General features: G+C 67.9%; 14 protein-coding genes and 1 pseudogene. 9 read left to right on the forward strand and 6 right to left on the reverse strand.

The genetic code is table 11. The features are described 5' to 3' along the window. Positions 1-11: 11 nt before the first annotated feature. The 4 genes from Q7S93_RS07240 to ppdK are packed head-to-tail and all read left to right on the forward strand — an operon-like array spanning position 12 to position 6,119. Positions 12-914, forward strand: a complete 903-nt coding sequence (locus Q7S93_RS07240; protein ID WP_304713135.1) for a glycine--tRNA ligase subunit alpha — start codon at positions 12-14, stop codon at positions 912-914. Beyond that, positions 911-1,420 (forward strand): DUF2314 domain-containing protein, encoded by a 510-nt coding sequence (locus Q7S93_RS07245; protein WP_304713137.1) that lies wholly within the window; start codon positions 911-913, stop codon positions 1,418-1,420. Before Q7S93_RS07240 ends, Q7S93_RS07245 begins: the two co-directional genes overlap by 4 nt. Beyond that, positions 1,420-3,420: a glycine--tRNA ligase subunit beta gene (gene glyS / locus Q7S93_RS07250; RefSeq protein WP_304713139.1), complete on the forward strand. Its 2,001-nt coding sequence runs from the start codon at positions 1,420-1,422 to the stop codon at positions 3,418-3,420. Before Q7S93_RS07245 ends, glyS begins: the two co-directional genes overlap by 1 nt. Positions 3,421-3,428: 8 nt before the next feature. Next, positions 3,429-6,119: a pyruvate, phosphate dikinase gene (gene ppdK / locus Q7S93_RS07255; RefSeq protein WP_304713142.1), complete on the forward strand. Its 2,691-nt coding sequence runs from the start codon at positions 3,429-3,431 to the stop codon at positions 6,117-6,119. Positions 6,120-6,181: 62 nt separating this feature from the next. Here the strand turns inward: ppdK and Q7S93_RS07260 are convergent, their stop codons facing one another. Then, positions 6,182-7,303 (reverse strand): beta-ketoacyl-ACP synthase III, encoded by a 1,122-nt coding sequence (locus tag Q7S93_RS07260; protein ID WP_304713145.1) that lies wholly within the window; start codon positions 7,301-7,303, stop codon positions 6,182-6,184. 205 nt (positions 7,304-7,508) lie between these two features. On the opposite strand from Q7S93_RS07260, the gene Q7S93_RS07265 reads away from it, so the two are divergent. The 3 genes from Q7S93_RS07265 to Q7S93_RS07275 all read left to right on the forward strand — a co-directional run bounded on the left by Q7S93_RS07265 (position 7,509) and on the right by Q7S93_RS07275 (position 9,524). Beyond that, entirely contained in the window at positions 7,509-8,057 is a 549-nt protein-coding gene (locus Q7S93_RS07265) for a porin family protein (RefSeq protein ID WP_304713146.1), read from the forward strand. 118 nt (positions 8,058-8,175) lie between these two features. Next, positions 8,176-8,565, forward strand: a complete 390-nt coding sequence (locus tag Q7S93_RS07270; protein ID WP_304713148.1) for a hypothetical protein — start codon at positions 8,176-8,178, stop codon at positions 8,563-8,565. Continuing rightward, positions 8,562-9,524 carry a sterol desaturase family protein gene (locus Q7S93_RS07275; protein WP_304713150.1) on the forward strand — a complete coding sequence of 321 codons (963 nt, stop codon included), beginning with the start codon at positions 8,562-8,564 and terminating at the stop codon, positions 9,522-9,524. The genes Q7S93_RS07270 and Q7S93_RS07275 overlap by 4 nt, the downstream gene beginning before the upstream one ends. On the opposite strand, the gene Q7S93_RS07280 is transcribed toward Q7S93_RS07275, so the two are convergent. Genes Q7S93_RS07280 through Q7S93_RS07290 form a run of 3 tightly spaced genes read right to left on the reverse strand, consistent with a single transcriptional unit; the run spans position 9,460 to position 11,642 of the window. Further along, a complete protein-coding gene (locus Q7S93_RS07280; protein ID WP_304713152.1) occupies positions 9,460-10,479 on the reverse strand; it encodes an NUDIX hydrolase in 1,020 nt (339 codons plus the stop codon). The two genes, Q7S93_RS07275 and Q7S93_RS07280, sit on opposite strands and share 65 nt — an antisense overlap. Beyond that, entirely contained in the window at positions 10,479-10,991 is a 513-nt protein-coding gene (locus Q7S93_RS07285) for a tyrosine phosphatase family protein (RefSeq protein WP_304713153.1), read from the reverse strand. The genes Q7S93_RS07280 and Q7S93_RS07285 overlap by 1 nt, the downstream gene beginning before the upstream one ends. Positions 10,992-10,997: 6 nt before the next feature. Further along, positions 10,998-11,642 carry an HD family hydrolase gene (locus Q7S93_RS07290; protein WP_304713156.1) on the reverse strand — a complete coding sequence of 215 codons (645 nt, stop codon included), beginning with the start codon at positions 11,640-11,642 and terminating at the stop codon, positions 10,998-11,000. 115 nt (positions 11,643-11,757) lie between these two features. Here Q7S93_RS07290 and Q7S93_RS07295 point away from each other — a divergent pair, with 115 nt between their 5' ends. Both Q7S93_RS07295 and Q7S93_RS07300 read left to right on the forward strand, forming a co-directional pair. Further along, a complete protein-coding gene (locus Q7S93_RS07295; protein ID WP_304713158.1) occupies positions 11,758-12,570 on the forward strand; it encodes a universal stress protein in 813 nt (270 codons plus the stop codon). A gap of 13 nt (positions 12,571-12,583) precedes the next feature. Next, on the forward strand, positions 12,584-12,955 hold the full coding sequence (locus tag Q7S93_RS07300) for a hypothetical protein (protein ID WP_304713160.1): 372 nt from the start codon (positions 12,584-12,586) through the stop codon (positions 12,953-12,955). Between the two features lie 27 nt (positions 12,956-12,982). On the opposite strand, the gene Q7S93_RS07305 is transcribed toward Q7S93_RS07300, so the two are convergent. Beyond that, entirely contained in the window at positions 12,983-13,789 is an 807-nt protein-coding gene (locus Q7S93_RS07305) for a hypothetical protein (protein ID WP_304713162.1), read from the reverse strand. A 109-nt stretch (positions 13,790-13,898) separates the two neighbouring features. After that, positions 13,899-14,167 (reverse strand): annotated as a pseudogene (locus tag Q7S93_RS07310) (AAA family ATPase); the annotation flags it as partial.

A 14,167-nucleotide genomic window follows, 5' to 3' on the forward strand; every position in this document is an offset into this window, starting at 1 on the left:
AATCAGCCCAGATGTCCTCAGAAAAACCGCTCTCGTTTCAGGGCCTGATCCTGAAACTCCATGACTATTGGAGCCGCCAGGGTTGTGTAATCCTGCAGCCGCACGACATCGAGGTGGGGGCGGGTACGCTTCACCCGGCCACGGTGCTGCGCGCACTTGGTCCAAAGCCGTGGCGGGCGGCCTATGTGCAGCCCTCCCGCCGCCCGGCGGACGGCCGCTATGGGGAAAATCCCAACCGGCTGCAGCACTACTATCAGTACCAGGTGATCCTGAAGCCGAACCCGGACGACCTGCAGGACCTCTATCTGGGCAGCCTGGAGGCCATCGGCCTCGATACCCGCCTGCACGACATCCGCTTCGTCGAGGACGACTGGGAAAACCCCACTGTGGGCGCCTGGGGCCTGGGGTGGGAGGTCTGGTGCGATGGTATGGAGGTGACTCAGTACACCTACTTCCAGCAGGTGGGGGGCGTGGACGTCTGGCCGGTGGCCGGCGAACTCACCTACGGGCTGGAGCGGCTGGCCATGTATCTGCAGGGCGTCGACCATTTCACCGACCTGGCCTTCAACGATCCGGACGGGCCAGCGCCCATGACCTATGGCGAGGTGTTCCTGGAGAACGAGCGCCAGCAGTCGACGGCCAATTTCGACGGCTATGACGTGGCCACCCTGAAGCGCCAGTTCGAGGACATGGAGACCCAGGTCCCGCGGCTGCTGGCGATGAAGGGGCCGCAGGGCCAGGCCATCGTCCTGCCGGCCTATGATCACGTGCTCAAGGCCAGCCACCTGTTCAACCTGATGGACGCCCGCGGCGCCATCGCGGTGGCCGAACGGCAGAGCTATATCGGCCGCATCCGCGACCTGACCAAGATGTGCGCCGAGGCCTGGGTGGCCAATGAAGGGGGCAATGCATGAGGCCCGCCCTGTTGGCCTTCTGTGCTGGACTGATGATGACACTCGCCGGCTGCGCCGAGGCTCGGCCGGAGAGCGAAGAAATGGTCTTCGTCACGGAAGATGATCCGGCGGTCGTAGCTGCGATGGCTCAGGCGCAGGCCACGCTGCCGATCTTCTGGCGCCTCCATGAGGCTCCACCGCCAGGCTACAGCGAGTTCGCCTTGAAGGTCGGTCTTCCTACGGTGTCGCGGGACGGTGAGGAGCACATCTGGGTCTTTGACGTGGTGCGGGAGCCGGACGGTGGCCGCGGAACGCTGGCCAACCCCCCCGATGATCTCGGCGATCTCCAGTATGGCTCGCTGGTCGCCTTCAAGGACGAACAAGTCAGCGATTGGCAGTATGAAAAGGGTGGCAAGCTCTATGGCCACTTCACCACGCGCGCGCTGATGGACCAGTGGAATGAGGTTCAGCGCGCCGAAGGTCGAGAGCGCCTTTCGCCAGAACCGCTTGAGGCCGGAGTCCAGTAATGCCTCAGCTGCTTCTCGAGCTCTTCTCCGAAGAGATCCCTGCGCGCATGCAGGCTCAGGCCGCCCGCGACCTGGAGCGCATGGCCCGCGAGCGCCTGGCCGAGCAGGGATTCCTGCCCGAGGCCATGACGGCGTTTGCCGGCCCACGCCGCCTGACCCTGGTGATCGAGGGTCTGCCCGAGGCTCAGGCCGATCGGACCGAAGAACGCAAAGGCCCCCGCGTCGGCGCGCCGGACAAGGCCATGGAGGGCTTCCTCCGTTCCACCGGCCTGACTATGGACCAGCTGGTCGAGCAGGACGGGGTCTGGTTCGCGAAGATCGAACGCAAGGGCCGTCCGACGCCGGAGATCATCGCCGAGATGGTCGAGGCCATCGTGCGGAATTTCCCCTGGCCGAAGTCCATGACCTGGGGGCGGGGGACGCTGCGCTGGGTCCGGCCGCTGAAGCGCATCGTCTGCGTGTTCGACGGCGTGGTCGTCCCCTTCGTCATCGACGGGATCGCCAGCGGCGAGACCAGCGAGGGCCACCGCTTCATGGGCGACGCCAAGCCCTTCCGCGCCCGCAATTTCGACGAGTATCAGGCGGGTCTTTCGGCGCATTTTGTCGTGCTGGACGCCGAGGAACGCAAGGCCGCGATCCTTGATGGCGCCCGCACCCTCTGCTTCGCCCGCAATCTGGAGCTGGTGGAGGATGAAGGCCTGCTGACCGAGGTGGCCGGCCTGGCCGAATGGCCGACGCCTGTGCTGGGGGACATGGACCCCGACTTCCTCGACCTGCCGCCGGAGGTGATCCGCACGTCGATGCGGACACACCAGAAGTACTTCGCCGTGCGTGATCCGGCGACCGGGGGCCTGGCGCCCCACTTCATCACCGTGGCCAATATCCAGGCCGCCGACGGCGGCGCGGCCATCGCGGCCGGCAACGCCAAGGTGCTGTCGGCCCGTCTGGCCGACGCCCGCTTCTTCTGGGACGAGGACCGCAAGCTCACCCTGGAAGACCGGCTGGAGAAGCTGAAGGGCGTCACCTTCCACGCCAGGCTGGGCACGATGTTCGAGCGGACCGAGCGGATCGTCCAGCTGGCGCGGCGCCTCGCGCCCCTGGTCGGCGCCGATCCCGAGACCGCCGCCCAGGCCGCCCGACTGGCCAAGGCCGATCTGGTGACCGGCATGGTCGGCGAGTTCCCGGAGCTTCAAGGTCTGATGGGCGGCTACTATGCCCGCGCCGAAGGGCTGGACCCGGACATCGCCGACGCCATCCGCGATCACTACAAGCCTCAGGGACCCGGTGACGCGGTCCCGGCCAGCCCGCTTGGTCAGGTGCTGGCCCTGGCCGACAAGCTCGACAGCCTGATCGGCTTCTTCGGCATCGACGAGAAGCCCACGGGCTCCAAGGATCCCTACGCCCTGCGCCGCGCGGCCCTGGGCGTCATCCGCATCGTCCTGGAAGGCGGCCTGCGCCTGCCGATCCGCGACATTGCCGGCGACGATCTGGTGGCCTTCTTCGCCGACCGGCTGAAGGTGCTTCTGAGAGAGCAGGGGCGTCGTCACGACCTGGTGGATGCGGTCTTCGCCCTGGGCGACGACGACCTGGTGCGTATCGTCGCCCGGGTGGAGGCCCTGGACGGGTTCCTGACCACCGAGGACGGCGCCAACCTGCTGGCCGGCTATAAGCGCGCGACGAACATTCTCCGCGCCGAGGAGAAGAAGGGCGTTCTTCCGGACGGCCCGGCGGTCGCCATGGATGGCGCGCCGGCGGCCGAACTCGCCCTGGTCCACGCCCTGGCCGGCGTCGAGCCGGCCGTGGCTCAGGCCCTGGCCGCCGAGGATTTCGTGGCCGCCATGCAGGCGCTCGCAGGTCTGCGCGGGCCTGTGGACGCCTTTTTCGAGCAGGTTCTGGTGAATGCTGAAGACCCCGCAGAACGGGATAACCGCCTGCGGCTTCTGAGCCAGGTTCGCAACGCCATGGGGCGCGTGGCGGATTTCAGCCAAGTGACGGGATGAGTGGGACGATGACGAGCCTGACCAAGACGCGCTGGGTCTACGCCTTTGGCGGCGGGACCGCCGACGGCGACGCCTCCATGAAGAACCTGCTGGGGGGCAAGGGCGCCAACCTGGCCGAGATGTCGTCCCTGGGCCTGCCGGTCCCCCCGGGCTTCACCATCACCACCGAGTGCTGCACCCACTACTACGCCAATGAGCAGCGCTATCCCGACGACATGAGGGCCCAGGTGGAGCAGGGGCTGGCGCGGGTCGAGGAACTGACTGGCAAGCGCTTCGGCGAGGCCGAGAATCCGCTGCTGGTCTCGGTGCGCTCCGGCGCGCGGGCCTCGATGCCCGGCATGATGGACACCGTCCTGAATCTCGGCCTCAACGACAAGACCGTGGAAGGCCTCGCCAAGCTGTCGGGGGACCGTCGGTTCGCCTTCGATTCCTACCGCCGCTTCATCCAGATGTACTCCAACGTGGTCCTCGACCTGGACCACCACATGTTCGAGGAAATCCTCGACGAGCATAAGGAGCGCCTCGACGTCACCGTCGACACCGCCCTGACCGCCGAGGACTGCGAAAAGGTCGTCGCCGACTACAAAAAGGCCGTGGCCGCCGAGATGGGCGCCGACTTCCCGCAGGATCCGCAGGCCCAGCTCTGGGGCGCGGTGGGCGCAGTGTTCGCCAGCTGGATGAACGACCGAGCCAAGTTCTATCGCCGCATGCACGACATCCCCGAGAGCTGGGGCACGGCGGTGAACGTCCAGTCGATGGTGTTCGGCAATATGGGCGAGACCTCGGCCACCGGCGTCGCCTTCACCCGCAATCCGTCCACCGGCGAGGCGCGCCTTTATGGGGAGTTCCTGATCAACGCCCAGGGCGAGGACGTGGTGGCCGGCATCCGCACGCCCCAGGCCCTGACCAAGATCGCCCGCGAGGAGATGGGGGACAAGTCGCCCTCCATGGAGGAGGCTCTTCCGGAGGTCTTCGCCCAGTTCAAGGAGGTCGTTGGCCGCCTGGAAACCCACTACCGCGACATGCAGGACATCGAGTTCACGGTCGAGCAGGGCCGGCTCTACATGCTGCAGACCCGCAACGGCAAACGGACCGCCAAGGCGGCCCTGAAGATCGCCGTGGATCTGGCCGCCCAGGGTGTGCTGACCCATGAAGAAGCGATCATGCGGGTTGAGCCCGCCTCCCTGGACCAGCTGCTGCACCCGACCATCGATCCCTCCAGCGAGCGGGACGTGATCGCCCAGGGCCTGCCGGCCTCGCCCGGCGCGGCCACCGGCAAGATCGTCTTCGACGCCGACGAGGCCGAGCGCCTGGCCGCCATCCACGAGTCGGTGATCCTGGTCCGCGACGAGACCAGCCCTGAAGACATCCACGGCATGCATGCGGCCAAGGCGATCCTGACCGCCCGCGGCGGCATGACCAGCCACGCCGCCGTGGTCGCCCGGGGCATGGGCCGGCCTTGCGTGTCCGGCGCCGGCGAGGTGCAGATCCATCCCAAGGCCGGCGAGTTCCGCGTCCGTGGCCGCATCTTCAAGGCCGGCGACATCATCACCGTCGACGGCTCCACCGGCGAGGTCCTGGCCGGCGCCGTCAAGATGATCGAGCCCGAGCTGACCGGCGACTTCGCCACCCTGATGGTGTGGGCCGACGGCCTGCGTCGCCTGAAGGTCCGCGCCAACGCCGAGACGCCGCTGGACGCGCGCACCGCCCGCCAGTTCGGCGCCGAGGGCATCGGCCTCTGCCGCACCGAGCACATGTTCTTCGAGGAAGATCGCATCGCCGCCGTGCGCGAGATGATCCTGGCCGACGACGAAAAGGGCCGCCGCACGGCCCTGGCCAAGATCCTGCCCATGCAGCGGGCCGACTTCGTGGAGCTCTTCACCATCATGGAGGGCCTGCCGGTCACCATCCGGCTGCTCGACCCGCCGCTCCACGAATTCCTGCCCCACACCGAGGAGGACCTGAAGGCGCTCGCCCAGTCGTCGGGCCTGGAGCTCGCGGTCCTGGAACGCCGGGTCAAGGAGCTGCACGAGACCAACCCCATGCTCGGCCATCGGGGCTGCCGCCTGGGCGTCTCCTATCCGGAAATCTACGAGATGCAGGTCCGGGCCATCTTCGAGGCCGCCTGCGAGATCGCCGAGAGCGGCAAGACCCCGCCGTGCCCGGAGATCATGCATCCCCTGGTGGCCAAGGGCGAGGAGATGAAGTTCCTGCGCCTGCTCACCGACCGGGTGGCCAGGCAGGTGCTGGACGAGCGCAAGCTCGACTTCCCCTATCTGGTGGGCACCATGGTCGAGCTGCCGCGGGCGGCGATCCGGGCCGCCGACCTGGCGGAGAACGCCGAGTTCTTCTCCTTCGGCACCAACGACCTGACCCAGACCACCTTCGGCATCAGCCGCGACGACTCCGGCCGCTTCCTGGCCGCCTATATGGACAAGGGAATCTTCGAAAAGGACCCCTTCGTCAGCCTCGACCAGGAAGGCGTCGGCGACCTGATCCGCATCGCCACCGAGCGGGGCCGCGCCCAGCGGCCGGAGATCAAGCTCGGCATCTGCGGCGAGCATGGGGGCGATCCGGCCTCCATCGACTTCTGCGAACGGGTCGGCCTCGACTATGTGAGCTGCTCGCCCTACCGGGTGCCGATCGCCAGGCTGGCCGCGGCCCAGTCGGCCATCGGCGAACGCGAAAAGGACCGCTAAAACAATAAGGCCCCGCCGGATCAGCCGGCGGGGCCTTTCTCTTCAGGGCTGGCGCCTTGGCCTCAGCGCTTGCGGACGAAGACGGTGCCGGCCGAATAACCGGCGCCGAACGAGCAGATCAGCCCCATCTCGCCGGCGTCGAACCCGTCATTGGCCTTGTGGAAGGCGATGATCGAGCCGGCCGACGAAGTGTTGGCGTATTCGTCCAGGATGATGACATTCTCCTGCGGCGTCGGATCGCGGCCCAGCACCTTGCGGCCGATCATGTCGTTCATGTTGATATTGGCCTGATGCAGCCACAGGCGCTTGAGCGCCGTGGGGTCGAGGTCAAGGTCCCGGGCGTGATCGGTGATCATCTCGGACACCATCGGCACCACCTCGCGGAACACCTTGCGCCCTTCCTGGACGAACAGCTTGTCGCGGGCCTCGGCCCCCTCCGGCGCGGCGCGGTTCAGGAAGCCGAAATTGTTGCGGATATTGTTGGAGAAGACTGTCTTCAGCCGCGTGCCGACGATGTCCCAGCCCTGGCCGGGCGTGGCCTCGTCCTCGGCTTCCACGATCACGGCGGTGGCCACGTCGCCGAAGATGAAGTGGCTGTCGCGGTCGCAGAAGTTCAGGTGGCCAGATGTGATCTCGGGATTGACCATCAGCACCGCCTTGGCCGAGCCGGTGGCGATATAGTCGGCGGCCGTCTTGATGCCAAAGGTGGCCGAGGAGCAGGCGACGTTCATGTCAAAGGCGAAGCCGTCGACGCCCAGGGCCTGCTGCACCTCGATGGCCATGGCCGGATAGGCCCGCTGCATGTTGGAGGCCGCGCAGATCACCGCGCCGATCTCGCTGGCGGGCTTGCCCCAGGTCTCCAGGGCCTGACGGGCCGCGGCGACGGCGATCTCGGCCAGGATGGAGATCTCTTCGTTGGGCCGCTCGGCGATGACCGGGCGCATCACATCGGGATCGATCAGGCCCGACTTGTCCATCACGTAGCGGGACTTGATCCCGGACGCCTTCTCGATGAAGGCCTCTGACGACGGCGTCAGCGCCGCGATCTCGCCGACGGCGATGGCCTCGGCGTTGCGGGCGTTGAAGCGCTCCACATAGGCGTTGAAGGTCTCCACCAGCTCGGCGTTGGTGAGGGTGTTGGACGGGGTGTAAAGCCCCGTGGCGGCGATGACGGCGTTACGCAAGATCGCTTCTCCGAAGACAGCCTCTTCCGGGCTTGGCCGGTTTGATACCACGGCCGCGGCGAAAGCGGGCAGGGGGTGATGTGGCTCTTTCATCACACTCTGTGGCTGCCCTGCAAAGGTCCGCGGACGGACAGGAATTCGCCCCGATTGCCGACGATGAAGACGCCGCTCGGGGGAGCGTGTCCCCAAGTTCGGAGTATCTCGTATGAAGTCTCTCATCACCGCCGCCGCCACTGTCGCCGTCCTGGCCGCCGCCCCTGCCGCGGTGCAGGCCCAGTCGATGTCGGCCCCGGAGATCTACGGCTCGGTGGGCTACGCCCACGCCGACGCCGATGATTTCAACCTCGGCGCCATCCAGGGCCGCCTGGGCGCCAAGCTGACGCCCTATCTGGGCGTCGAGGGCGAGCTGGCCTTTGGCGTGAAGGACGACACCTACAACCCGCCGGTCAGCATTGGCGGTTCGCCGATCAATGTGGAGCTCAAACACAGCGCCGCCATCTATGGCGTCGGCTTCCTGCCGATCAACCCGCAGGCTGATCTGTTCGCCCGCGTCGGTTATGGCACCACCGAGATCGAAGCCTCGGCGGCCGGCATCAGCAGCAAGGCGGACGGCGAAAGCTGGAACTTCGGCGTCGGCGGCCGCTACTTCCTGGATGGTCAGAACGGCTTCCGCGCCGACTATACCCGCCAGGAATTCCAGGATGACGGCGGTTCGGCCGACGTCTGGGCCGTGGGCTACGTCCGCAAGTTCTAGGCCTTTCCGGTCCAGATTCTGGATCTGAAGCGACGGCGCGTCCCACCTGGGGCGCGCCGTTTTGCTTGACCGGGCCAGTTTCGCGGCCGACCGTGCGCTTTCGGGGAGGACAAGCGCAGTGGACAAGGCGTTCCTGATACAGTTCAGCAGCTCGCTGGCCGCCGTGGCCGTGCTGGTGGGCCTGTCGGCCTGGGCGCGGATCGGTCGCCCGGCCCGGCCCCTGGATGAGGCCCGCGCCCGTGAGCTGTTCTTCGAAGACTTTCCAGACCGCCCGATCGAGCGCCTCTGGATCACCCGCGACGGCAAGGGCGCCCTGGCGCGTTCCGGCGCCTGCGCGCTGGTGCTGATGGCGGTCGGCGACGGCTTCGCCGTGCGGCGGCTCTCCTGGTGTCAGGCGAGTTCGGCCATGTTCAAGGGCGGCGTGCTCTCGATCCACCTGGGCGATGTGGCCGCGCCGCGGGCCCTGCTGGCCTTCGACAACTGGCCCCCTGCCGACCTCGCCGCATGACGCCCGACTTCGACCCGGTCGCCCTGGCGGTGCCGTTCTTTGTCCTGGCCATCGTCCTGGAGATCATTCTGGGCCGCCTGGGGCGGGCCAAGGCGAATTACGAACCGCGGGACACCTTCACTTCGCTCGCCATGGGCCTGGGCAGCACCACCGCGGGCCTGCTGACCGGCGGCGCCATTTTCGCCGCCAGCCTGTGGGTGTACGAGCATCGCCTGTTCGAGATCCCGATGACGGCCATCTGGGCCTGGGTCGCGCTCTTCCTGCTGGAGGACATGACCTACTACTGGTTCCACCGCCTGGCCCACGAGCGCCGGTTCTGGTGGGCCAGCCATGTCAATCACCACACCTCGCAGCACTATAATCTGTCCACCGCCCTGCGGCAGACCTGGACCGGTGGCGTGGCCGGGACCTGGCTCCTGTGGCTGCCCCTGTCCCTGATCGGTTTTCCGCCGGCCATGGTGGCGATCCAGAAGGGGATCAGCCTCGTCTACCAGTTCTGGATCCACACCGAGGCCATCGGCAGGATGCCCCGCTGGTTTGAGGCGGTGTTCAACACCCCGTCCCATCATCGGGTCCACCACGCCCGCAATCCCCGATATCTCGACCGCAACTATGCCGGCGTCCTGATCATCTGGGATCGGCTGTTCGGCACCTTCCAGGCCGAACTGGACGAGGAGCCCTGCCGCTATGGGGTGGTGAAGAACCTCGGCACCTTCAACCTGTTGCGGGTCGCCTTTCATGAATGGGCGGCGATCGGGCGCGATCTTCTGACCGCGCGCTCCCCGCGCGAGGCGGCCGGCTATCTGTTCGGGCCCCCGGGCTGGAGCCTCGACGGCAGCCGCGAGACCTCTGATCAGATCCGGGCGCGCTGGGCGGCGACCCAGCCCGAGGCGCTCAGTCGCGAAGCAGCGGCAGCGACAGGCCCGACACCGGCCGCGCGCTCAGAATCTCTCGTCTGAACCGGAAGAGTTCGGCCGGCCGCCCGCCCGTATCGGTGTCGATCCGACCCAGGCCCTCGACGAGACCGCTGCGCTCGAGCACCCGCCGGAAGTTCTGCTTGTGCAAAGGCGCGCCGGCCACGGCCTCCACGGCCCGCTGCAGGGCCGAAAGGGTGAAGGCCTCGGGCATCAGTTCGAAGACCACGGGCCGATACTTGATCTTGCCCCGCAGCCGGCTGAGGGCGGTGGCCAGGATCCGCCGGTGGTCGGAGATCATCGGCGCGCCGAGGGCGGCGGCCAGGGCTTCGGACCGCTCGCCGCCGGCCTCGCTGCGGTCCCGGGCCGCCTCGGGCGCCAGGCCGGCGCCATAGAGCAGTTCGTAGCGCTCCAGCACCCGCTCCTCGTTCCAGGGGGCGCCGTCCAGGGCGAAGGCCAGTCGCGATCTGGCCAGGCGCGTGGCGCGCAGGGGCCCAGGGGCGGCGTCGGCCCAACGCCGAAGGGCGTCCTCGATCAATTCCACCGCGGCCGGACGACCCTGACGCCAGTCTTCCCAGGGAAAGAACCGCGTCCAGGGCGCCCAGGCGGTGTCTGGAGCTTCGGTCTCGACCGCCGTCGGGGTCAGGGCTAGATAGCCGACCGAGATCACCCGGCTGGCCGCCGCGCCATGGCCCGCATCGCCGCCGCCCATATCGGCCAGGGGCGCGTCGCGGCCCCGGTCGCCGAAGGTGTAGAGCTGCTCCACATAGCCGAGATCGAACCGCGTCTGGGCGGTCACGAAGGCCCGCAGGGCCAGCTCGAACGTGCGGTGGGCGTCTGGGTCGAAGGGGCCGAAGGGCAGGCCCGCCAGTTCCGAAGCCAGCCCAGCGCCCGCCGCTCTCGGCTTCACGGTCAGGACCATGGCCTCGCCGTCGCGCACCGCCACGACCACGGCGGACAGGCCGATGACGACGGGGAGATGGGCCGGGCCCTGCGCCATCAGTGCCGGGCGGCGAAGTCGAACGGCGAGCCGAGGCTCACAAAGCCATTGCCGCCAATCGCCTCGACGGCGTCCACCATGCGGCCCTGCCGGCCCAGCATGTCGTCGGCCAGGGCGACGATCCGGCGGTTGGGATAGGCGTGGGGGGCGAGGCTGCGCAGAGTCCAGGCGATGGCGGCCTCGTCGACCTCCGGGCTGCGGGCGCAGGCCAGGGTGAAGGCGCTGGCCGTCGAGCGGCTGACGCCCGCCCAGCAGTGGATGACCATCGGGTCGCGCTCGTCCCAGCTCTCGGCGAAGGTCAGCAGGCGGCCCACCAGGGTTTCGTCCGGGGCGGTCAGACCTTCGGCCGGCTGGGCGATATCGTTCACCCCCAGCTTCAGGTGGCGATCGGGCGCTATCGCGTCAGGCGTTTCGATCATGGTGGTGGGGTCGAGCAGGGTCACCATGTGCGAGGGCCTGCGCGCGGCGATCACCGAGGGAAGGTCGGCCAGGCTGCAGACGATGATCGTCATGTCTGGCTACTCCGTATCGAAGGCGGCGTCGGCCGGCGCGAATCCCGCAGCCTCCGACAGCACATGATAGCGCTGAATGTAGCGCGCCTGGGCCTGGGATGCCGACAGGGGCTCGATAACAAGGTCGTATTCCTCCGGCGGGTCGCCGAAAAACTCCACGGCCTCCTGGCCCGAAAAGCCCGCCAGCTGCGTCGCCTCGTAATAGGCGCAGGCGTGATCGGCCCGCTTGATCAGGGTCTTCACGGCGGCCGGCGACTTGGCCGGCAGGCCGAACCGGACATGGATGGCGGTCTCCAGCCGCTCTTCGAAGACCTTGTAATCCAGGCCCAGGGCCTGCTTGAACGGTGAGATCATGTCGCCGATCACATACTCGGCCGCGTCGTGCAGCAGGGCGGCCAGGCGCCAGCGCGGCGCGATGTCCGGCTGGATGTGGGCTACGATCTCCTCCACCACGATAGAATGCTGCGCCACGGAGAAGGCGTGATCGCCAATCGTCTGGCCATTCCAGCGCGCCACGCGGGCCAGGCCATAGGCGATGTCCTCGATCTCGATGTCCATGGGGGAGGGATCGAGGAGGTCCAGCCGCCGGCCTGACAGCATGCGTTGCCAGGCGCGGGGTTCGCGCACATTGCGACGCAGCCCTTTCCTCATCGCGGCGTTCCTTTCACAGTCCTATGGTCGCGCTCGACCGGTGCGTGGGTTGGCAAAGATCAATGCACGCATAGATCACGGGACGCATCATCCTGGTCTCAGGAAAGGGAAGCAAATGACGTGGGCGAGAATCATGGCGCCGCTGTCCGGCGGCGAAGGCGATCGTGTTGTTCTGGAGGCCGGCGCGCTGATCGCCGGGGCCTTCGACGCGGAACTTGCGGGGGTCTACACCCCGGCTGATGTCGCCGACGTCATGCCCTGGATGGGCGAGGGCTTCATGGGCGGGGTCCAGGCCACCGCTCTTGAGTCCTTGAAGGAGGCCGCCGCCGTAGGGGAAAAGAAGGCCCGTGACGCCGTGGCCGCCCTGTCCTATGGCGCCAAGAGCTTCATGGCCCTGGAGACGCCGGTCTGGGCCAACCTCTCGGCCGAGAGCCGTCTCTCGGACGTGGTGGTGTTCTCCGATGAACCCGGCCGCGGCCGCGGACCGCTGTCCGAAGCCTTCCAGGAAGTGCTGGCCGATGAGCAGCGGCCCGTTCTGATCGCCCGCCCGGGCCTGAAGGTCGGCGGCACGGTGGCCGTCGCCTGGGACGGGGGCAAGGAAGCCTCCCGGGCTGCGCGCCAGGCGACGCCTCTGCTTCAGAAGGCCTCCAAGGTCGTGATCCTAACGGCCCCCCGGGCCACGACGCGCTCCCTGGACCCTGCCCGCCTGCAGGCCTATTTCGCCGCCCGCGGAGTCACCGCCGAATGCGAGGTGCTGCCGGATTCCGGCGAGGCCGCGCCGATGCTGCTCTATGCGGCGCAGAAGGCCGGCGCCGAGATTCTGGTGGCGGGCGCCTTTGGCCATCCCCGTCTGCAGGAGTTCATCTTCGGCGGCACCACCCGTTCCCTGCTGGCGGCCGATTCGCCGTCCCTTTTCCTGTCCCACTAGTTCGAGGTCTTCCATGACCCTTTCGCGTATCGTCATGCGGCTCGCCCGCAATCCTGGCACGGAGTTCGCTGGCGGCGACGACCATCGGGGCTACGCCCTGACGGCGCCGCTCACGGCCGACGGCTATCTCGACGACGAGGCCTACGCCAAGTCCCGCGCCGAATGCGTGGTCCGCCGATTCGCCCCGGATGAAGACGCCGTGGACGGCCGCCTGGCCAAGCGCCGGGACCGCTGGTTCTTCGACTATGACAGCGACGACACCGAAGATGACGAGCCGCTCCACCGCCTGGGCGAGCATCGCTTCGTGGTGGGCGAATATTTGACGGTCACCGACGAGGACGGCCGCCCGCTGACCTACAAGGTCATGGAAGTCGTTCCGGCCTGATATGAGGCGGCGGGGTGGCCTGGCAGGTCAGACCCCGCCGTTCTCGCGCACCAGCCTCTGAATGTCCCGCAGGCTCTTGTCATCGGCTTCTGCGGTGGCGGAGGTGACGATGGCCACGGTCAGGGGGCCGACCTTCGGGCCGCCGGCCTCAAGGCCCACATAGGGCGCGGCGCCGGCTCGGCGCTCGCCGGCCAGAATATAGGTGGCGCGCACGCCCCTCTTTTCGCGCGACAGGTGCTCGCCCTTCAGGCGAACCTCGCTGTAGATCTTGATCGTCGCGCCGTCATCGGACGCATTGATGTTGATTGGACCGACCTGGACGTTGGCGATCTCGTCCTGGGCGTCGATCTTGATACCCGGCAGAGCGATGCGGACGGAATCGTCCCGGGCCTGAATGCGAGAGCCGGCGACCCTCACATCCACGGCCTCTGGGCTGGCGTCCGCGGGCGCGGACGCATCGCCGCCTGCGTCGGCCCTGGCCTCAGCGATCGCCTGGGCGGCGAGGGCGGCGCTCTCCTCGACATCCGTGGCCGGGGCGCCTGAGGCGACATTGGCCAGCTCCGGCGGCAAGGCCGCAACCAGTTCGGTTTCCAGCATGGCCAGAGTCGCCCGGGCGTCGCCCACCACATCCACGAGCCGAAGCTCCACATCGGCGCCATCGGCCATGCGATAGCGGCAGGATCGCCCATCCGACGCGGCTTCGACACGAGTGAGGGAGCCCGACTGCTCGGGGCAATCCAGGCGGCCGGTGGTGGCCGCGGAGTCGGGGCGCTGGGCGCAGGCCGGGAGGGCCAGGATCAGGCCCATCGCGGCGATCGTCAGGGTGGAATTCATGTTCAGAGGCTCCCGTACACCTTCGCCGTGACGGTGTACGGGCGCGTCTGCATCGTCGAGTGAATTCGCCGTAAGCCCCGAAGCGCAAGGCTTCGGGGCAAGGGGGCGACTATTGGCCGGGACGCGAGCCGCCGGCGCCTTCGCGCCGGGCCAGGAAGGCCAGGCGTTCGAACAGGTGGACGTCCTGCTCGTTCTTCAGCAGGGCGCCGTGCAGCGGCGGGATCAGCTTGGTGGGGTCGCGTTCCTTGAGGGCGTCGGCGTCGATGTCCTCGACCATTAGCAGCTTGAGCCAGTCGAGCAGTTCCGAGGTCGACGGCTTCTTCTTCAGGCCCGGCACCTTGCGCATGTCGTAGAAGATGCGCAGGGCCTCGGCGACCA

The organism is Phenylobacterium sp., assembly GCF_030646615.1.
GTDB lineage: Bacteria > Pseudomonadota > Alphaproteobacteria > Caulobacterales > Caulobacteraceae > Phenylobacterium.

Excerpts from the sequence above, each read along its gene's own strand:
- Q7S93_RS07240 (WP_304713135.1), top strand. The coding sequence starts at position 12 with ATGTCCTCAGAAAAACCGCTCTCGTTTCAGGGCCTGATCCTGAAACTC.
- Q7S93_RS07245 (WP_304713137.1), top strand. The coding sequence starts at position 911 with ATGAGGCCCGCCCTGTTGGCCTTCTGTGCTGGACTGATGATGACACTC.
- glyS (WP_304713139.1), top strand. The coding sequence starts at position 1,420 with ATGCCTCAGCTGCTTCTCGAGCTCTTCTCCGAAGAGATCCCTGCGCGC.
- ppdK (WP_304713142.1), top strand. The coding sequence starts at position 3,429 with ATGACGAGCCTGACCAAGACGCGCTGGGTCTACGCCTTTGGCGGCGGG.
- Q7S93_RS07265 (WP_304713146.1), top strand. The coding sequence starts at position 7,509 with ATGAAGTCTCTCATCACCGCCGCCGCCACTGTCGCCGTCCTGGCCGCC.
- Q7S93_RS07275 (WP_304713150.1), top strand. The coding sequence starts at position 8,562 with ATGACGCCCGACTTCGACCCGGTCGCCCTGGCGGTGCCGTTCTTTGTC.
- Q7S93_RS07280 (WP_304713152.1), bottom strand. The coding sequence starts at position 10,479 with ATGGCGCAGGGCCCGGCCCATCTCCCCGTCGTCATCGGCCTGTCCGCC.
- Q7S93_RS07285 (WP_304713153.1), bottom strand. The coding sequence starts at position 10,991 with ATGACGATCATCGTCTGCAGCCTGGCCGACCTTCCCTCGGTGATCGCC.
- Q7S93_RS07290 (WP_304713156.1), bottom strand. The coding sequence starts at position 11,642 with ATGAGGAAAGGGCTGCGTCGCAATGTGCGCGAACCCCGCGCCTGGCAA.
- Q7S93_RS07295 (WP_304713158.1), top strand. The coding sequence starts at position 11,758 with ATGACGTGGGCGAGAATCATGGCGCCGCTGTCCGGCGGCGAAGGCGAT.
- Q7S93_RS07300 (WP_304713160.1), top strand. The coding sequence starts at position 12,584 with ATGACCCTTTCGCGTATCGTCATGCGGCTCGCCCGCAATCCTGGCACG.
- Q7S93_RS07305 (WP_304713162.1), bottom strand. The coding sequence starts at position 13,789 with ATGAATTCCACCCTGACGATCGCCGCGATGGGCCTGATCCTGGCCCTC.